The following is a 19,237-nucleotide window of genomic DNA, read 5'->3' on the forward strand; positions in this document are numbered from 1 at the left end:
ATAGAGCGTTAAACCGTGAAAACGGCGAAATCGTGCGCCAGTTCGGTGTCCGCAAACAGCGCCCGGCACTCTTCGAGCAAACGTTGGCAGCCTTTTTCATCATAACGCGAGCTGACGTGAGTCATAATCAATCGGCCCGCACCAGCCTCCCGTGCCAGCATCGCAGCCTGGCGGGTGGAGCTGTGTCCCCGACTGTTGGCCTTTTCTTCCATCGAGGCGTCCAGCGTGGTCTCATGTACCATCACATCCACCCCTTTTGCCAGTTCGAGGGCGGAGGCGCACGGCGCGGTATCGCCAAATATCGCCACGGATTTGCCCGGAATCGCCGGGGCGAGAAAATCAGCACCGTTAAGGGAACGACCATCTTCCAGCACGACGGTTTTACCGGCTTTGAGATCCTGGAACCACGGCCCTGGCTTAACGCCCGCTGCCTTCAGCGCGCTGGCGTCAAGCGCACCGGGTTTGTCATGTTCTTCAACGCGAAAACCGTAGCATTCGAGCGGATGCGCCAGCGCGAAAGCCGTTACTTTACGCAGACCGTCGTCGAGAATTTCTCCGGCGGTAATTTCCACAATCTCGAGCGGATAATCGGTCCAGGAGCCGCTCAGGCGTAATGCAGTCTCGGTAAATTCACGTAACCCTTTTGGCCCGTACAGCGTCAACGGCTGGACGTTTCCGGCCATCGAGCGGCTGCACAGCAGTCCCGGCAGGCCAAAAAGGTGATCGCCATGCAAATGGCTGATAAAAATACGATCGAGTTTTCCCGGATTGAATGGCGTGGTCAGCATCTGGTGCTGCGTTCCTTCGCCGCAATCGAAAAGCCACAATCCCGCCTGAGTAGGGTGTTGCAGATTGAGTAATATTGCCGTTACATTGCGGGAGCGCGTGGGGACACCCGCAGACGTGCCTAAAAAAATTAATTCCATCTTAGTATTACACTTTTCGCCATCAATAAGGCAGGGTGTTCAGGTTATCACAACCAAGGGGCAGACAATGATTCACTGGCAAGATCTCCACCATACAGAACTGACCGTCCAGCAACTGTATGCCATTCTTCAGCTGCGCTGTGCGGTGTTTGTTGTTGAGCAACAGTGTCCGTATCAGGATGTGGACGGCGATGACCTGACGGGTGAAAACCGACACCTTCTGGGATGGCATAATGATCGGCTGGTGGCGTATGCGAGGATTCTGAAAAGCGAGGACGATCTCGAGCCGGTGGTTATCGGCCGGGTGATTGTCAGCGCTGCGTTACGCGGGGAAAAACTGGGGCAGCAGCTGATGACGCAGACGCTGGCATCCTGTGCTCAGCACTGGCCGCACAAGGCGTTGTATCTGGGCGCACAGGCGCATCTGCAACCTTTCTACGCGCGCTTTGGTTTCGTTCCGGTGACGGATATCTATGATGAAGATGGTATTCCGCACATCGGCATGGCGCGTGAGGGATACCAAGCGTAAACAGCTCAGGTCGTCTATAGTTAGCGGGTACGTAAATAGAAAGGGAGAAAATAATGTCTTTTCATTCTTATGAATCACGTATTGATGATGACCTGGAATTACTCAGCGAAACGCTGGAAGAAGTGCTGCGCTCGTCGGGCGATCCTGCCGACCAGAAGTACCTGGAGTTAAAAGCGAAAGCCGAACAGGCGTTAGAAGAGGTGAGAAATCGCGTCAGCCACGCTTCGGACAGCTATTATTATCGCGCGAAAAAGGCCGTTTGCCGGGCAGATGACTATGTGCATGATAAACCGTGGCGCGGGATCGGCGTGGGTGCAACGGTCGGTTTAGTGATGGGTTTATTGTTAGCACGGCGATAAATTCGACACCTTCATCGCATTTGTCAGTACTCCCTAAACGGGGGTACTGCTTTTTCTCGTCAGTACCCCGTATAATGAGAGGTTTTTAACAGGGAGAGGTCTGCGTGCATTCAATTACTACTGCGCTGGAAAATCTGATGCGCCTTTTGACGCAAGAGATACCGGCAGCACCTGGCATTCGTATTTACGACATCCCTTTCCCTCTGAATGATGCTTTCGACGCTTTGGGCTGGCTGGCCAGTCAACCCGTCTGGCCGCAGTTTTACTGGCAACAGCGTAACGGTGATGAAGAAGCCGCCGTGCTGGGTGCCGTGGCAACGTTTTCCTCTCTGGCCGTCGCTCAGCAGTTTTTACACCAGCATGAAGACCATCCTGAACTGCGCATCTGGGGCCTGAATGCGTTTGAACCCCAGCGTGGCAATTTACTGCTACCTCGCCTGGAATGGCGGCGTTGCGCAGGCGTGGCAACCTTACGGTTACACCTGTATAGCGACGTGTCGCTGCAAGACGATGCCGTGCACGCGCGCGCCTTCCTTTCAACGCTTGCCAACGTGAAGCCGCTTCCCGCACTGCGCCTGAATTTAACCGCTGAGCAGCACTGGCCGGATAAAGCGGGCTGGACGCGCCTGATTGAACTGGCCACCCAAACCATTGCCGGGGAAGCGCTCGACAAAGTGGTGCTGGCGCGGGCAACCGATTTACAGTTCTCACAGCCGGTGAACGCCGCGTCGGTGATGGCCTCCAGTCGTCGCTTAAACCTTAACTGCTACCATTTCTTTATGGCGTTTTCCGCCGAGTGCGCTTTTTTGGGATCGTCTCCTGAACGTTTGTATCGGCGGCGTGACACGGCGCTGCGTACCGAAGCGCTGGCCGGAACCGTCGCTAATCATCCTGACGACCACCGGGCCTGGCAGCTCGGCGAGTGGCTGATGAAGGACGATAAAAACCAGCGTGAGAATATGCTGGTGGTAGAAGATATCTGTCAGCGACTGCAAAACTGTACGCAAACCCTCGACGTGCTGCCACCGCAGGTGCTCAGACTGCGCAAAGTGCAGCATCTGCGCCGCTGTATCTGGACTGCGCTGAATCAACCGGACGATACGCTTTGCCTGATGCAGCTCCAGCCGACCGCGGCAGTGGCGGGCATTCCGCGTGAACGGGCGCGCGCATTCATCCAGCATAATGAACCTTTTGAACGAGAATGGTATGCCGGCTCTGCGGGATATCTCTCCCTGCAGCAAAGTGAGTTTTGCGTGTCGCTACGTTCGGCGAAAATTAGCGGCAATGTGGTGCGCCTGTACGCTGGGGCCGGGATTGTACGCGGCTCCGATCCCGAACAAGAATGGCAGGAAATAGACAATAAAGCGGCGGGTTTACGTACTTTATTACAGATGGAAGCCTAATGAGTCACACATTATCGACTCATATCAAAAATCCATTTATTCGATTCTTTATACTGTGTCGCAATATTGATACCGGACAATCTTATGTCAGTAAGCGCATTTAACCGACGCTGGGCGGCGGTCATACTGGAAGCACTCACTCGCCACGGCGTCAGGCATGTTTGCATTGCGCCTGGCTCTCGTTCGACGCCATTGACGCTGGCCGCAGCGGAGAATTCTGCCTTTATCCACCATACCCACTTTGACGAGCGCGGGTTGGGGCATCTGGCCTTAGGTCTGGCCAAGGTCAGCCGGCAGCCAGTTGCGGTGATTGTGACCTCCGGTACGGCGGTAGCGAATTTGTATCCGGCGCTTATCGAAGCCGGTCTTACCGGTGAAAAACTGATTTTACTCACGGCGGACAGACCGCCTGAGCTTATCGACTGCGGGGCGAATCAGGCGATTCGTCAGCCGGGAATGTTTGCTTCTCATCCATCGCAAACGGTCTCTTTACCGCGTCCGACGCAGGATATTCCCGCCAGTTGGCTGGTTTCCACCCTCGATAATGCCATGGCTTCACTGCACAGCGGTGCAGTACACATTAACTGTCCGTTTGCGGAGCCGCTGTATGGCGAGATGGACGACACAGGCATTGAGTGGCAGCAGCGGCTGGGTGACTGGTGGCAGGATGATAAACCCTGGCTGCGCGAAGCGCGTCGGCTGGAAAGTGACAAACAGCGCGACTGGTTCTTCTGGCGGCAAAAGCGCGGCGTGGTGATTGCCGGGCGTATGACGGCGGAAGAGGGTAAGAAAGTTGCGCTGTGGGCGCAGACGTTAGGCTGGCCGCTGATTGGCGATGTGTTGTCGCAAACCGGACAGCCGTTGCCGTGTGCCGACCTGTGGTTGGGCAATGCGAAAGCGGTGACCGAATTACAGCAGGCACAGATTGTGGTGCAGTTGGGCAGCAGCCTGACCGGAAAACGTCTGTTGCAATGGCAGGCTACCTGTGACCCGCAAGAATACTGGATTGTCGACAATATCGAAGGACGGCTGGATCCCGCTCATCATCGTGGGCGCAGGTTAGTCGCGAAGGTTAGCGACTGGCTGGATCTGCATCCGGCAGAGAAACGCCAGCCCTGGTGCGTCGATGTTCCACGCCTCGCGGAACAGGCGTGGCAGACGGTGGCAGCGCGTCGCGAGGCGTTTGGTGAAGCGCAGCTGGCGCACCGCATTCGCGAGTATCTGCCTGAACAGGGCCAGCTGTTTGTCGGCAATAGTCTGGTGGTACGTCTGATTGACGCACTGTCTCAGCTTCCGGCAGGGTATCCGGTGTACAGCAATCGCGGGGCCAGCGGTATCGACGGTCTACTGTCAACCGCGGCAGGTGTACAGCGAGCCAGCGCGAAATCGACGCTGGCCATCGTCGGCGACTTATCGGCGCTGTATGATCTGAATGCGCTGGCCTTATTGCGCCAGGTCTCCGCACCGTTTGTCCTGATTGTGGTGAACAATAACGGCGGGCAGATTTTCTCCCTGCTGCCGACACCGCAAAGTGAGCGTGAACGGTTCTATCTGATGCCGCAGAACGTCCATTTTGATCATGCGGCAGCGATGTTTAACCTAAAATATCACCGCCCGGAAAACTGGGAACAGCTGGAACGTGCACTGGCAGGAGCCTGGCGTACTCCGGCCGCCACGGTGATTGAGCTGGTGGTCAATGAGACTGACGGGGCGCAAACCCTGCAGCAGCTGCTGGCGCAGGTGAGTCATCTATGATCCTGCACGCGCAGGCGAACAAGGACCAGGCGGATGCCCCCTGGCTGGTTTTCCTGCACGGCTTCTCCGGCGATTGCCGGGAATGGCAGCCGGTCGGGGAGCAGTTTACGGACTGTTCACGGCTGTATATTGATTTGCCCGGACACGGCGGTTCTGCGGATATTCACGTCAGCGGATTTGATGACGTCAGCGAACTGCTGCGTAATACTTTATTTAGTTACAACATACTTAGCTACTGGCTGGTGGGATATTCTCTTGGCGGCCGAGTGGCGATGATGGCGGCTTGCCAGGGGATGTCAGGGCTTTGCGGCCTGGTGGTCGAAGGCGGGCATCCGGGGCTGCAAAGTGAAGACGAGCGCGCGCAGCGTCGCCTGTCCGACGGTCGCTGGGCCGCACGTTTTCGCCACGAGCCGCTACGTGATGTTTTTAACGACTGGTACCAACAACCGGTTTTTGCCTCGCTAAGCCCTGCGCAACGGCAGGTGCTGGTTGAGCTGCGTAGCCAGAACAATGGCGTTACGCTTGCCGCTATGCTGGAGGCTACCTCGCTGGCGGGTCAACCCGATTTACGTGCGCCGCTCACCACGCGCACATTTCCGTTTTATTATTTATGTGGTGAACGTGACGATAAATTCCGCGCTCTGGCGACGGAAATGTCTGTACCGAACCATGTGATTCCTCACGCCGGACACAACGCGCATCGGGACAATCCCGCGGGCGTAGTAGACTGTCTGGCTCAGATTCTGCGTCGCTGACTAAAGGACATTTTATGATCTATCCTGATGAAACAATGCTTTACGCACCGGTAGAATGGCTCGATTGCTCTGAAGGCTATACCGACATTCGCTATGAAAAATCCACCGACGGTATTGCAAAAATCACCATCAATCGTCCGCAGGTACGCAATGCTTTCCGTCCTGTAACCGTCAAAGAGATGATTCAGGCGATGTCTGATGCGCGCTATGATGACAATATCGGCGTGATTATCCTGACCGGCGCAGGCGACAAAGCGTTCTGCGCGGGCGGCGATCAGAAAGTACGCGGCGACTACGGCGGATACCAGGATGACTCCGGTGTACATCACCTGAACGTGCTGGACTTCCAGCGTCAGATCCGTACCTGTCCGAAGCCGGTTGTGGCGATGGTTGCGGGTTATTCCATCGGTGGCGGCCATGTGCTGCACATGATGTGTGACCTGACTATCGCGGCTGAAAACGCCATCTTTGGTCAGACAGGCCCGAAAGTGGGTTCCTTTGACGGCGGTTGGGGTGCGTCTTATATGGCCCGTATCGTCGGTCAGAAAAAAGCGCGTGAAATCTGGTTCCTGTGTCGTCAGTACGATGCGAAACAGGCACTGGATATGGGCCTGGTCAACACCGTGGTTCCGCTGGCGGATCTGGAAAAAGAGACCGTGCGCTGGTGTCGTGAAATGCTGCAAAACAGCCCAATGGCGCTGCGCTGCCTGAAAGCGGCGCTGAACGCCGACTGCGATGGTCAGGCGGGGCTGCAGGAGCTGGCCGGTAACGCCACCATGCTGTTCTACATGACGGAAGAAGGTCAAGAAGGCCGTAATGCGTTCAACCAGAAACGTCAGCCTGACTTCAGCAAATTCAAACGGAATCCGTAATGCGTAGCGCGCAGGTATACCGCTGGCAGATCCCCATGGACGCGGGGGTGATTTTGCGTGACAGGCGGTTAAAAACGCGTGATGGGCTGTACGTGTGTCTTCGTGACGGCGAGCGTGAAGGGTGGGGAGAGATCTCCCCCTTGCCGGGCTTCAGCCAGGAAACCTGGGAAGAGGCGCAAACGGCTCTGTTGGCCTGGGTAAACGGCTGGCTGAAGGGGGAAACCTCTTTACCACAGCTGCCTTCGGTGGCTTTTGGTGCTAGCTGCGCACTCGCCGAGCTTGACGGGACATTGCCGGAGGCGGCGAATTATCGCGCCGCGCCATTGTGTACCGGCGACCCTGACGATCTGGTGCTGCAACTGGCGGACATGCCGGGCGAAAAAGTCGCGAAGATCAAAGTTGGCCTGTATGAAGCTGTACGTGACGGCATGGTGGCCAACCTGCTGCTGGAGGCGATCCCCGATCTGCATTTACGTCTTGATGCTAACCGTGCCTGGACGCCACTGAAGGCGCAGCAGTTTGCTAAATACGTCAATCCGGATTATCGCGGGCGCATTGCTTTCCTCGAAGAGCCGTGCAAAACCCGGGAAGATTCTCGCGCCTTTGCGCGGGAAACCGGGATTGCCATTGCCTGGGATGAAAGCCTGCGTGAAGCCGACTTTACCTTTATGGCGGAAGAAGGCGTGAGTGCGGTGATCATCAAGCCTACGCTCACCGGTAGTCTGGATAAGGTTCGCGAGCAGGTTGCAGCCGCGCATGCGCTCGGACTCACTGCGGTAATCAGTTCGTCTATTGAGTCAAGCCTGGGGTTAACCCAACTGGCGCGGATTGCCGCCTGGCTGACGCCGCAGACCATACCGGGTCTGGACACGCTGAGCCTGATGCAGTGCCAGCAGGTTCGCAGCTGGCCCGGCAGTGTGCTGCCATGTATTAACGTGGATGCGCTGGAACGACTGCTATGACCGTGCAGGACATGCCCGATGTCACAAGCATATCGGGCCTGGCGACGGCGTTTACCGACTGGCCGTGGCGTCACTGGCGGCAGGTTCGGGCAGAGGCGCCAGCGTTACGCCTCAATGATGAGGTGCTGAACTGGCGCGAGCTCTGTACGCGTGTCGACGCGCTGGCCACGGGGTTTGCCGCTCAGGGGGTGAAAGAGGGCGACGGCGTGCTGCTGCGTGCCTGGAATCACCCTTCGTCTGCGCTTGCCTGGCTGGCATTGTTACAGTGCGGGGCGCGGGTGTTACCGGTGAACCCGCAGCTGCCGCAGCCTCTGCTGGATGCGTTGATCCCTGATTTAACGCTGCGTTTTGCGCTGGATCTGCAAAGCAATGACCCCTTTTCGGGGCTGATGCCGCTGCAGATCCAGCAACTGTCTGGCGAGCATGCAGCCGACTGGCTGCCTCTGCGATTGAGTTCAATGACACTCACATCCGGTTCAACCGGGTTGCCTAAGGCAGCGGTGCATACCTGTCAGGCACATTTGGCGAGTGCGCAGGGGGTGCTGTCATTAATGCCGTTTGGCACAGAGGATGACTGGCTGCTCTCGCTACCGCTGTTTCATGTTTCCGGTCAGGGTATTTTGTGGCGCTGGTTATTGGCCGGTGCTCGCATGACCGTGCGTGACAAGCAACCGCTGGAACAGATGCTGGCGGGCTGCACTCATGCCTCGCTGGTACCGACGCAGCTTTGGCGTTTGCTGGTAAACAACGCACCGATCACGTTGAAAGCGGTACTGCTGGGGGGCGCGGCCATTCCGGTTGAGCTGACCGAGCAGGCGCGTGAGCAGGGGATTCGCTGCTGGTGTGGTTACGGGCTGACGGAGTTTGCTTCCACGGTTTGCGCGAAAGAGGCCGATGGCCTGGGCGATGTCGGCTCTGCCTTGCCGGGCAGAGAGGTCAGGATCGTGGATGATGAAGTCTGGCTGCGCGCTGCCAGCATGGCGTCAGGTTACTGGCGCAACGGGCAGCTTATTCCGCTGGTTAATGGCGAAGGCTGGTTTGCTACCCGCGATCGCGGGGTGTTAAACGACGGTAAGCTCACGATTGTCGGTCGCATGGACAACCTGTTCTTTAGCGGCGGGGAAGGTATTCAGCCGGAAGAGGTGGAACGCGTGATCGCCGCCCATCCGCACGTGCTGCAAGCCTTTGTTGTTCCGCTGGAAGACCATGAGTTTGGCCATCGTCCGGTGGCGGTCGTTGAATACGATACCCGTGCGGATGACGCCAATCTTGCTGAATGGGTGAAAGATAAACTGGCCCGTTTTCAACAACCGGTACGCTGGCTGGAATTACCGCCAGAGCTGAAAAGTGGCGGTATTAAGGTTTCTCGCCGCGCATTGCTGGACTGGGTCCGAGAAAAATCGTCATAAGCCCTGCCATAATGCACAGCACGCCGATGAGCGCCTGCCATGAAAATGAACCCTGCCAGCCAGGTAAGAACATTGAGGCGAGCCACACCAGTACGTAGCTGAGGCTGAGCAGGGCGTAGGCCTTGCTCAGTGCCAGTCGGTGCAGGGCCTGGTGCCAGCAGATAACCGACAGTAAATACCCCACCAGTCCCGCGTACAGCGTTAACGTCCCGACGCTTGCGGAAAATATCGCTTCCATAAATCGCAACGGATGCAGTATCGGCGGCAGATTGTCCATCGCGTAGCCGAGACTCAACTGAGCCAGCGAAGTAATCATGACGCTGCATAGCCCCCAGAATATCCCCATTACACCGCGCTCCCGAGAATAAAAATACCGGTGATAATCAGCCCCACGCCCAGCCAATGGCGCTTTGTGACGGGCTCTCGCCAGATTTTCCAGGCTGCCAGCGTGACCCAGACAAAGTTAAGACTCAGCATCGGATAGGCCAGGCCAACCGGAATATTCTGCAACACTGCCAGCCATAACAGCATCGCCAGACCGAGACTTACCAGAGCCAGACTCATCCACCACGCAATGTGGCGTTTGCGCGCGCGGATGGCCTGCTTCTGGCACAGTTGCCCGCCTACGCTGAGCAGACTGGCGAGGACTAACGCCAGCCAGATCATTGGGGCCGGTACAGAATCAAGACCAGACGCCCCTGATTATCAACGTAATCCGCAGGGGGAATGGCAAGTTGAGTTATATCCTGATCCTTCGAAATCGACAGCACCAGCGTAATAATACCCTCCTGGCGATGTTGGGCTAACCAGTCGGGAAAGCCAGTCTGACTGACAAAGCGGCCCTGGGCATCGGGATAATTCAGGCCATATTTTAGCTCGCCCATTTGCCCGTACAGGATGATGTCATCGCGTTTCAGGCTCCAGGCCAGACCTGCGGCGACGCCAACGTTGTCCGCAAGCACGTAGCGACTTGGTTGTAACACCTCTTTGGTCATCTCAACAAAAAACTGCGGTTGTTTCGCTTCCATGACCCTGTCGGGTATCGCGTATCCAAACAACAGCACCAGCCCCAATGGGCAGAATGCGGCATATTTCCAGGTTTTTTGGCTATTGGTCAGCGTATACCAGCCAAAAAAAGTCCAGATAAGAAAGATGCCCCACGAATAAAAAACCTTATAGGTTTCGATATGCGTCCAGACCGGGGTCTTGAGCGGCCCCAGTGTAGACACCACAAAGGTGGCGACAATGCCGATCACCCCAAACAGGATGTTGATCCCGCCATTGACGCGCAGGGCAACGGATCCTTCCTTGGCCGCCTGCACACCGAAACGCGCGATGAGGAGAGCCAGCGGCGCGAAGCAGGAAAGAATATAGGTGGGGAGTTTTCCTTTGGCGATGCTGAAAAACACAATCGGCATGACAATCCAGCCGAGCAGATAGAGTGCGCTACGCGGAGTATCCCGCTCACGCCACCCCGTTTGCAGTGCACCAGGCAGAAGACCAAGCCAGGGCAAACAGCCTGCGATAAGGACGGGCAGGTAGTACCAGAACGGAGCTTTATGCTGGGCATCCGCCAGTGCGAAACGCTGAATATGTTCGACCCAGAAAAAGTAATGCCAGAAATCCGGCTCGCGCTGGGCAATCGCTATTCCCCATGGCAACACAATGGCAATGCAACCGACCACCGCCAGCAGACCGTAGAGAAAGAGATCTTTCCATCGTTTTTGTACTAATACCCACGGCAGCACGCTGAGAACCGGGACCGCCAGTGCGAGAAAACCTTTGGTCATCACCCCCATGCCGCAGGCCAGCCCCAACAGCAAAAAGGCGATGATTTTGCCGGTTTTAGTGGTGGCCTGCATGCCTTGCCAAAAACAGCACATGCCCGCCATCAGCCACAGGGCGATGATAGGATCGAGAACTGCGTAGGTGCCGATGCTGTAAACGGAAAAAAACGTTAAGAAAATTACTGAGGAGAGTACGGCGGTGCGTTTATCCTCCCAGAGTCGCATGGCAAGCCAGGCCACCAGTAACGCGGTGAGTAGGGTGGCAAAAATAGCGCCCGCCCTGACGCCAAAATTGTTTGCACCAAATAACCACTGCCCGATGCTGTTTAACCAGTATCCGGCAATCGGTTTTTCAAAATAGCGTAACCCGAGAAAGTGTGGGACTACCCAGTCGCCCGAGTTGAGCATTTCCCGGCTAATTTCCGCGTAGCGCGTTTCGTCAGGCTGCCACAGCAGGCGGCTATTGATGGGAACAACATAATACAGCGCAATAAAGGCGATAAACGCCACGGTATAACGTAGATATTTCATTGTGAAACACTCACCGGGTACTGACAGCCGAGCCATCCCTCTCTGCCGGGTATTTTGCCGCGAACGACCTGGCCTGTTGGTAGCGTAGTGATATCGTCTGGCAGGAGCTCACCAAGTGTGCAAAACGTAATGCCCGCATCAGCGGCTCGAGTCAGCAAGTCATCAAAATCGTGATGGCAGGCGATCCCTTCAACTTCCGCATGAATGGTGTACACCGGCGTTGCTGTGTTCATCAGCATGTGGGAGAGGATCCAGGCATTGAAGTCGACAGCCTGCACTTCCCGGCCAATCACTTCATCCCAGGTCGGTAAAGTGACGGGAATCTGCGGCGTGCCGGCTTTCCCCGTCGCAAGCAGCGGGCGAAATAGTGAAGAGCCCCGACAATCGCTGTTGTAGCGTAGGTTAAAGGCTTCTTTGGCGTGGACGACGCGTTCGTCAGCACGCCATCCGGCAGCGGCTGAGCAGGTGACAGGCTGTCCGGTGATGGCCTCAAGCACGGTAATACCTTGAGAAATATCATCAATCAGTTGTTTGTCATTCCAGGTGCCACTTCGCGCCTGCCAGGCATGGTGATCCCAGGCATGCAGGCCGGTTTCGTGAACCCGGGCGGCTTGTGCAATAATGGCGGCATTCGCGTGGCCTATTTCTTTTCCTGGCCACGCGGTGCCGGCCAGTAAAATATCCCACCCGTAGAGAGAGACTGCGTTTGAGCGCAGCATCTTCCACAAAAATTGCGGTTTCACCAGACGCCAGAGATGGCGTCCCATGTTGTCAGGTCCAACGCTAAAGAAAAAACTTGCCCGAACGTTATGTCGGTTTAATGTCTCCAGCAGGCGGGGCACGCCTTCGCGCGTCCCCCTGAAGGTATCGACATCAATGCGCAAGCCCACTTTGGTCATGATGTGTGTTCCGTGATATCCACGCTGCGTAAGAAGAAATCGAGCGTCTCTTCTACCGTTTCCCGCATGTCGATGGTCGGTTCCCAGTTCAGGCAGCGTCGGGCATTAACAATACTCGGTTTACGGTGTTCAACGTCCTGATAACCTTTGCCATAGTAGCTGCTGCTTTCAACGTCACGGAAGCCGGCGAACGGCGGAAAGTGCTGACGCAGTGGATGTTTTTCAAAGCAGCTCAGCAGCATTTCTGCCAGTTCCTGAATGCTGGCTTCGTTATCCGGGTTACCGATGTTGATAATCTCGCCGTCACAGCATCCACCGGCGTTTTCTATGATGCGGAACAGCGCCTCGATACCGTCGCGAATATCAGTAAAGCAACGCTTCTGCTTACCACCTTCAATCAGCTTAATCGGCGAACCTTCCACCAGATTGAGGATCAACTGAGTAATGGCGCGTGAGCTACCGATACGGGCAGCGTTCAGGCTGTCGAGACGTGGTCCCATCCAGTTAAATGGACGGAACAGCGTGAAGCGCAGTCCTTCTTTTTCGCCGTACGCCCAAATAACGCGATCCAGAAGCTGCTTAGAAACGGAATAGATCCAACGCGGCTTATTGACCGGGCCGACGGTAAGGTTTGAGCTGTCTTCATCAAAGACCTTATCGCTACACATGCCGTACACTTCGGACGTTGACGGGAAAATGATGCGCTTGCGGTATTTCACGCAGTAGCGAATGATTTTCAGGTTTTCTTCAAAATCGAGTTCAAAGACACGCAGCGGGTTGCGGGTGTATTCAATCGGCGTGGCAATCGCCACCAGCGGCAGCACGACGTCGCATTTTTTCACATGGTATTCAATCCATTCAGAATGAATACTGATATCGCCTTCGACAAAATGGAAGCGGGGGTGTGACAAAAAACGTCCAATCGCATCGCTGCCGATATCCAGCCCATAAACCTCGTAGTTATCTTCTTGCAGCAGGCGTTCGGTCAGGTGGTTACCGATAAAACCGTTAACACCGAGGATCAGAACACGGGTACGACGTTTGCTGGCGGAAACCTGCTGGCCGTTCAGGCGAGACCCCACCACCAGACCCAGAACCTGCGCCAGCTGTGAACCTTGCATGGCAATGCCATCGCCCGCTTGCCCGGTAATGATTTCAAGTGCGCCATCGGCACAGGCTATTTGTAGCGGGGACGCAGAGAGCACGGTACCCGGCTGTGCGCCGGTGATGTTTGCGCACGGGCGTGATGACCAGACGGTAAATTTTTGTGTTCCTGCATAGCTAAACGCGCCAGGCCAGGGATCGGAGACCGCACGTACCCTGTTATGTAACTGCCCGGCCGGTTTGTTCCAGTCAAGGACGCTGTCGTCCGGCGTGCGACGACCAAAATAGGTTGCATCGGCTTCCTGCTGGTGGCGCTGCTGAAAGTCAGCCGTTTTGATAGCAGGCAGCGTTTGTTCCAGCATTTGGCGCGCCGTCTGGCACAGTTTATGATGCAACGTTAATGCCATGTCATCGGGTGAAATAGCCACACGCTGCTGGGCAACAATCGCCCCGGCATCTGCGCGTTTGACCATACGGTGAAGCGTGACGCCCGTTTCCGTTTCGCCATTGACCAGCACCCAGTTCAGTGGTGCGCGGCCACGGTATTTCGGCAATAGCGAGCCGTGCAGGTTAAATGCGCCTACCGGTGCGAGATTAAGAATGTCATCGCTGAGTAAATTGCGATAGTAGAAGGAGAAGATAACATCAGGTGCCAGCTGGCTGATGCGCTCAACCCACAACGGATGATTGACGTTGTCCGGCGCATAGACCGGGATCCCTGCGCTGGCCGCAAGCCGGGAGACGGAGCCAAAAAACGCTTTTTCACCGGGGTTATCGGTGTGCGTGAAAATAGCAGCGATGTCATAACCCGCATCCAGCAAAGCTTGAATTCCTTGACATCCCATATCGTGATAAGCAAATACGACGGCTTTCATGCGTGGTTTTCCTCGGTTGACTGCGTGGTGTGTGGACGAATAACGTGTTGAACAAAGTAGCGGGGGCGGGCGCGGACATCGTTATAGATGCGACCGATATATTCGCCGAGTAAACCCATACCAATGAACTGTGCGCCGATAAACGTAAACAGCACGGCAAACAGCATAAAGACCCCTTCAGCTGCCCACTGCGGACCCAGCGTCAGACGAAGAACGACCAGCAGAACGGACAGGGTGAAACCCGTGGCGGCAATCACGCTGCCCAGCAGGCTCAGCATGCGCAGCGGCGTGGTGGTCAGGCAGGTCACCAGGTCATACATCAGGTTAATCAAACGCATAAAGCTGTACTTAGAGTCGCCAAATTCACGCTCTGCATGGTGCACCGGGATTTCCGTCGCGCGACGGGCAAAGATGTTGGCCAGAATGGGAATGAAGGTGCTGCGCTCCTGGCAATGCAGCATGGCATCAACGATATGACGGCGATAGGCGCGTAGCATGCAGCCATAATCCCCCATCGCTTTACCGGTGGTACGTTGAATCAAATTGTTGATCATCCTCGAGGCCGTCTTACGAAAGATGCTGTCTTGCCTGTTTTGGCGCACCGTTCCGACCACGTCGAAGCCCTGGTCTGCGGTGGCGACCAGACGAGGGATCTCCTCTGGTGGGTTCTGCAAGTCTGCATCCAGCGTGATGACCAAATCACCGGTGACGTGGCTGAAACCGGCCATAATCGCCGAGTGCTGCCCGTAATTGCGATTCAGCAGAATAGAGACAATATGGCTGTTGTGGGCCTGTGAGGCATCCATCATCAACTGTGCGGAATTGTCGCTGCTGCCGTCATCGATCAGCAGGATTTCATAGTCTTTCCCCAGTTTTTCGCAGGCGGCACAGGTACGTCTGATTAACTCCGGCAGGCTTTCCTGTTCGTTAAAAACGGGAATGACTACCGAGACTTTTTTAATCGGTGTGGCTTCAAACATGGTCATTGTCCTGCTATCCGGCGAAGTGCCGTGATGACGCGCTGGGTATCGTCGGCGGTCATGTCGGGAAATAAAGGCAGTGAACAGATGCGGGCGCTATTCCATTCTGTGTTGGGGAGCGACAGGGTGGGGAAGCGTTCGCGATAATACTTTTGCGTGTGCGCCGCGCGAAAATGCAGACCGGTACCGATACCTTCAGCCTTCAGTGCTTCCATTAAGGCGTCCCGGCTCAGGCCGCAGCGTGCCTCGTCAACACGAATAATAAACAGATGCCAGGTGTGAACGTGCGACCACTGCGGCAAGCTCAACGGCTGAAAAGGTGTATCGGCCAGCGCGTGCTGATACTGGTGCGCAATTTCAGCGCGACGTGCATTTATTCGACCCAGTTTATCCAGTTGCACCAGGGCGATGGCAGCATTGATATCGGTCAGATTGTACTTGTACCCCGGGGTTATAACTTCCGCCTGCGGTGCACGACCAAAGGTTTGCCGGTCATAGGCATCCACGCCCAGACCGTGGAATTTCAGACTACGCAGACGTTGCGCGAGCGCGCTGTTGTCGGTAACAATCAGACCACCTTCCGCGCAGGTAACATTTTTGATGGCGTGAAAGGAGAAAATCGCCGTACCGCGGGCGCCAACATGACGGCCCTTGTATAAGGTTCCCACCGCATGTGCGGCGTCTTCGATGACCGGGATGCTATAACGCTCGCCAATGGCATAAATTGCATCAAGGTCAGTTGGGGCACCGGCGTAATGCACCGGAATAATCGCTTTGGTTCGTGGGGTTATCGCGGCTTCAATTTGTTCGGGAGTGACCATCAGCGTATCGCGGTCGACATCGATCATCACCGGCGTCGCACCCAACAGGACAATCATATTGATCGTGGAAACCCACGTCATCGACGGGGTGATCACCTCATCACCTGCGCCTACGTCCAGCGCCATCAGCGTGATGTGCATACCTGCTGTAGCTGAGCAGACGGCAACGGCATGTTGGTTTCCTGTCAGCCGACAGAATGCCTCTTCCAGTTGCTGATTTTTAGGGCCGGTGGTTATCCATCCTGAGTCCAGAACGGTTTTGACGGCGGCAAGCTCTTCAGTACCGAAGGCCGGGCGAGAGAAAGGCAAAAAGTCAGACATCATTATTCCTTCAAGCCATTAAACGCCATCGCATATTTATTAGGATGATAAATAGAGGTGTCGTTAATTATTTCATCAGGCTGCAAAGATTAATGATTGAAGGTTAATTTATCCTTAAGAGTTTAAGGTTGAGAAATAATGTGGAGTGTTTTGATTTTTGTGATTATCACTTTGAAAGTGAAATGTTTTTATATTTTATTTTTCGTCGCGAGCTACCGACATTACTCCATTTTATTAAAAAATTAAGCAATGCCGGTACACATACAGCCAATTTCATCGTGACAAAAACTACAGTAGTCCTTTCAGTTTTAACGTTTTTCGGGTGGCGACGTTTAAGTCGTAATGGGCGAGGTCCTGCGGTTTAACCCAGGCGAAGTCCTGAAACTCTTCGTTAATCTTCACCTCACGATTGGCTGAAACACAATCGAAGATCAGATAAATCATGTAGATCTCTTCCTGGCGACCATCAGCATAGGTTTTGGTGCGGATATCATCACTAAAGGTCCACGGAGTTATCTCTGTGAGCACCAACTGCTCGCCCAATTCTTCGCGCACTTCGCGACGCAAGGCCTCTTCGATACGCTCACCCGGCTCAACGCCGCCACCTGAAAGTGCCCATTGACCGGGGAACACGCCGCGATCGTCGGCCATTTTGCACAGTAAATAACACCCTTCATTTTGAATTAATGGGCAAACAATCGTTCTTTGACGCATAAGTCTGTTCCTTAGTGTGTCTGTTCAGTGAGTCCATCTTTCACTCATCTTACCTGTTACCAGACGCAGAAAAAATGCGGCCAGGCCGATTTAAAGGAGAAGCGGGATTAAATGAATGCGATAACAGAAAACACGCCTCAGGCCCTTGCTGTGGCGTAAGTTGGCCGTTAACTTAACCTTTGCTAAACATTCTGAGTAGTATTTAGTTACAATATGTTATTGCATCGCCTTTTTAGCTCATTGATTCCTCGCCATCAGGCAGTACAATCCAGCGGTTTTGGGGCTATGTTTAGTTTCTTGCTGGAAAGGATAGAAAATGAAAAAAAGTATTTTATTGGGCCTTGCTGGAATGCTGTTTGTTTCTGCGTCGGCGAACGCGGTAAGCATCAGCGGCCAGGCTGGTGAAGATTACACCAACCTTGGCTTCGGTTTCGGTACCGAGTCCTCCGGGCTGGCAGCCAGCGGCAACTGGATGCATAACGACGATGATGGTGATGTTGCCGGCGTCGGTCTTGGTCTGAATATCCCGATTGGTCCTCTGCTGGCCACCGTTGGCGGGAAAGGCGTTTATACCAACCCAAACGACGGCGATGAAGGCTATGCGGCGGCGGTTGGTGGTGGCTTGCAGTGGCCGATTGGCGACAGCTTCCGTCTGTTTGGCGAGTACTACTACTCTCCGGATTCGCTTTCCAGCGGTATTGATAGCTACGAAGAAGCCAATGCGGGCGCGCGTCTGACCATTATTCGCCCACTGAGTATCGAAGCCGGTTATCGCTACCTGAACCTGGCGGGTAAAGATGGCAACCGTGACAATGCGATTGCTGACGGCCCGTATGTTGGGGTTAACGCCAGCTTCTGATGTCCCTGGCGCGGCGTTCAGCTGCGCCTGTTTTTCCTTCTCTTACTCATTCTCTTTCCCTCCATCCTCCATGTTCCCTCGCCATTGCGTTATAGTGTTTTGATTGCATAAGCAGGAGAACACAATGTTAAACGTGGAGATGCTATCCACCGGGGATGAAGTGTTGCACGGCCAGATCGTCGACACCAATGCCGCCTGGCTGGCTGATTTTTTCTTCAATCAGGGATTACCGTTAACACGCCGCAACACGGTGGGCGACAATCTCGACGACCTGGTCGCCATTTTGCGCGAACGCAGCGAACATGCCGATGTATTGATTGTGAACGGTGGTTTAGGGCCAACCAGCGATGATTTGAGCGCGCTGGCTGCGGCAACGGCAAAAGGTGAAGAGCTGGTGCTGCACGAGGCATGGCTTGCTCAGATGGAGCATTACTTCCGCGAACGCGGTCGTATTATGGCACCGAGCAACCGTAAGCAAGCTGAATTACCTGCCAGCGCCGAGTTTATCAATAACCCAGTGGGTACCGCCTGTGGATTCGCCGTGAAGCTCAACCGCTGTTTGATGTTCTTTACGCCGGGTGTTCCGTCAGAGTTTAAAGTGATGATCGAGCATGAGATCCTACCGCGTCTGCGGGAGCGATTCTCACTCTCCCAACCCCCGCTATGCCTGCGACTAACCACCTTTGGCCGTTCTGAAAGCGAGCTGGCGCAAAGTTTGGATCCGCTGCCTTTGCCTGCCGGGGTCACGATGGGGTATCGCTCATCAATGCCGATTATCGAGTTGAAGCTTACTGGGCCGGATTCCCAACGTGAAGCGATGCTGGCGCTCTGGCCGGAGGTGAAGCGGGTTGCCGGGCAGAATATGATTTTTGAAGGCACGGAAGGGCTGCCCGCGCAAATTGCACGCACGTTGCAGGAACGGCAATACAGCCTGACACTCAGCGAACAGTTTACCGCGGGCCTGGTCGCCCTCCAGCTTTCTCGCGCCAACGCCCCGCTGTTGGCCAGTGAAGTGGTGCCCTCTCAGGAGGAAACGCTGGCGCAAACCGCGCACTGGATAACCGAGCGACGCGGCAATCATTACGCAGATTTGGCGTTGGCGGTATCGGGTTTCGAAAACGAACATATTAACTTTGCGCTGGCAACGTCTGAGGGCACGCATGCATTACGCGTACGACTTAGCGCTAATCGCTACAGCTTGCCGGTGCGTCAGGAAGTGTGCGCCATGATGGCTCTGAATATGCTGCGCCGTTGGCTTAACGATCAGGATATTGCCACCGAGCATGGCTGGATTGAAGTGGTTGAATCACTGACCGTATAGTTTGTTATTGCCTGATGGCGAAGATTTTGTAGGCCGGATAAGGCGTTTTACGCTG

19 protein-coding genes are annotated in these 19,237 nt (G+C 55.1%); 10 read left to right on the top strand and 9 right to left on the bottom strand.

Annotation, left to right across the window (positions count from 1 at the left end):
- Positions 1–8 precede the first annotated feature (8 nt).
- Positions 9–926 (bottom strand): ribonuclease BN, encoded by a 918-nt coding sequence (rbn, locus tag FDX01_RS11590; RefSeq protein ID WP_137399798.1) that lies wholly within the window; start codon positions 924–926, stop codon positions 9–11.
- Positions 927–993: 67 nt separating this feature from the next.
- Between rbn and FDX01_RS11595 the strand changes: the two genes are divergently transcribed.
- The 8 genes from FDX01_RS11595 (at position 994) to menE (ending at position 8,970) form a co-directional block, all read left to right on the top strand.
- Complete coding sequence (locus tag FDX01_RS11595) at positions 994–1,455, top strand: GNAT family N-acetyltransferase (RefSeq protein ID WP_137399799.1); 462 nt, start codon at positions 994–996, stop codon at positions 1,453–1,455.
- A gap of 53 nt (positions 1,456–1,508) precedes the next feature.
- A complete protein-coding gene (gene elaB / locus FDX01_RS11600) occupies positions 1,509–1,814 on the top strand; it encodes a stress response protein ElaB (protein ID WP_096756382.1) in 306 nt (101 codons plus the stop codon).
- 104 nt (positions 1,815–1,918) lie between these two features.
- Positions 1,919–3,217, top strand: coding sequence for an isochorismate synthase MenF (gene menF, locus FDX01_RS11605; RefSeq protein ID WP_117343413.1), 1,299 nt, complete (start codon positions 1,919–1,921; stop codon positions 3,215–3,217).
- Between the two features lie 84 nt (positions 3,218–3,301).
- Entirely contained in the window at positions 3,302–4,972 is a 1,671-nt protein-coding gene (menD, locus tag FDX01_RS11610; RefSeq protein ID WP_137399800.1) for a 2-succinyl-5-enolpyruvyl-6-hydroxy-3-cyclohexene-1-carboxylic-acid synthase, read from the top strand.
- Entirely contained in the window at positions 4,969–5,727 is a 759-nt protein-coding gene (gene menH, locus FDX01_RS11615; protein ID WP_137399801.1) for a 2-succinyl-6-hydroxy-2,4-cyclohexadiene-1-carboxylate synthase, read from the top strand. Before menD ends, menH begins: the two co-directional genes overlap by 4 nt.
- 14 nt (positions 5,728–5,741) lie before the next feature.
- Complete coding sequence (menB, locus tag FDX01_RS11620; protein ID WP_096756386.1) at positions 5,742–6,599, top strand: 1,4-dihydroxy-2-naphthoyl-CoA synthase; 858 nt, start codon at positions 5,742–5,744, stop codon at positions 6,597–6,599.
- Entirely contained in the window at positions 6,599–7,561 is a 963-nt protein-coding gene (menC, locus tag FDX01_RS11625) for an o-succinylbenzoate synthase (protein WP_137399802.1), read from the top strand. Before menB ends, menC begins: the two co-directional genes overlap by 1 nt.
- Positions 7,558–8,970: an o-succinylbenzoate--CoA ligase gene (menE, locus tag FDX01_RS11630; protein ID WP_137399803.1), complete on the top strand. Its 1,413-nt coding sequence runs from the start codon at positions 7,558–7,560 to the stop codon at positions 8,968–8,970. Before menC ends, menE begins: the two co-directional genes overlap by 4 nt.
- Here the strand turns inward: menE and arnF are convergent.
- From arnF to nudI, 8 genes are all read right to left on the bottom strand, one after another.
- On the bottom strand, positions 8,918–9,316 hold the full coding sequence (gene arnF / locus FDX01_RS11635; RefSeq protein WP_135911689.1) for a 4-amino-4-deoxy-L-arabinose-phosphoundecaprenol flippase subunit ArnF: 399 nt from the start codon (positions 9,314–9,316) through the stop codon (positions 8,918–8,920). The two genes, menE and arnF, sit on opposite strands and share 53 nt — an antisense overlap.
- A complete protein-coding gene (gene arnE / locus FDX01_RS11640; RefSeq protein ID WP_137399804.1) occupies positions 9,316–9,636 on the bottom strand; it encodes a 4-amino-4-deoxy-L-arabinose-phosphoundecaprenol flippase subunit ArnE in 321 nt (106 codons plus the stop codon). Before arnE ends, arnF begins: the two co-directional genes overlap by 1 nt.
- Positions 9,633–11,288, bottom strand: coding sequence for a lipid IV(A) 4-amino-4-deoxy-L-arabinosyltransferase (gene arnT / locus FDX01_RS11645; protein ID WP_137399805.1), 1,656 nt, complete (start codon positions 11,286–11,288; stop codon positions 9,633–9,635). Before arnT ends, arnE begins: the two co-directional genes overlap by 4 nt.
- Entirely contained in the window at positions 11,285–12,187 is a 903-nt protein-coding gene (gene arnD, locus FDX01_RS11650) for a 4-deoxy-4-formamido-L-arabinose-phosphoundecaprenol deformylase (protein WP_137399806.1), read from the bottom strand. The genes arnT and arnD overlap by 4 nt, the downstream gene beginning before the upstream one ends.
- Entirely contained in the window at positions 12,184–14,166 is a 1,983-nt protein-coding gene (gene arnA, locus FDX01_RS11655; protein WP_137399807.1) for a bifunctional UDP-4-amino-4-deoxy-L-arabinose formyltransferase/UDP-glucuronic acid oxidase ArnA, read from the bottom strand. The genes arnD and arnA overlap by 4 nt, the downstream gene beginning before the upstream one ends.
- On the bottom strand, positions 14,163–15,146 hold the full coding sequence (arnC, locus tag FDX01_RS11660) for an undecaprenyl-phosphate 4-deoxy-4-formamido-L-arabinose transferase (protein WP_137399808.1): 984 nt from the start codon (positions 15,144–15,146) through the stop codon (positions 14,163–14,165). Before arnC ends, arnA begins: the two co-directional genes overlap by 4 nt.
- A 2-nt stretch (positions 15,147–15,148) precedes the next feature.
- Positions 15,149–16,288 carry a UDP-4-amino-4-deoxy-L-arabinose aminotransferase gene (arnB, locus tag FDX01_RS11665; protein WP_137399809.1) on the bottom strand — a complete coding sequence of 380 codons (1,140 nt, stop codon included), beginning with the start codon at positions 16,286–16,288 and terminating at the stop codon, positions 15,149–15,151.
- Between the two features lie 288 nt (positions 16,289–16,576).
- The gene (nudI, locus tag FDX01_RS11670; RefSeq protein WP_115257926.1) at positions 16,577–17,002 is read right to left on the bottom strand and encodes a nucleoside triphosphatase NudI; all 426 of its coding nucleotides are present in this window, start codon (positions 17,000–17,002) and stop codon (positions 16,577–16,579) included.
- 316 nt (positions 17,003–17,318) lie between these two features.
- On the opposite strand from nudI, the gene FDX01_RS11675 reads away from it, so the two are divergent.
- Positions 17,319–17,861: a YfaZ family protein gene (locus FDX01_RS11675; protein ID WP_115257927.1), complete on the top strand. Its 543-nt coding sequence runs from the start codon at positions 17,319–17,321 to the stop codon at positions 17,859–17,861.
- A gap of 124 nt (positions 17,862–17,985) precedes the next feature.
- The gene (locus tag FDX01_RS11680; RefSeq protein ID WP_117343426.1) at positions 17,986–19,182 is read left to right on the top strand and encodes a nicotinamide mononucleotide deamidase-related protein YfaY; all 1,197 of its coding nucleotides are present in this window, start codon (positions 17,986–17,988) and stop codon (positions 19,180–19,182) included.
- The last annotated feature ends 55 nt before the right edge of the window (positions 19,183–19,237 follow it).

It is taken from the genome of Citrobacter sp. wls613, assembly GCF_005281195.1.
GTDB classification, from domain to species: domain Bacteria; phylum Pseudomonadota; class Gammaproteobacteria; order Enterobacterales; family Enterobacteriaceae; genus Citrobacter; species Citrobacter gillenii.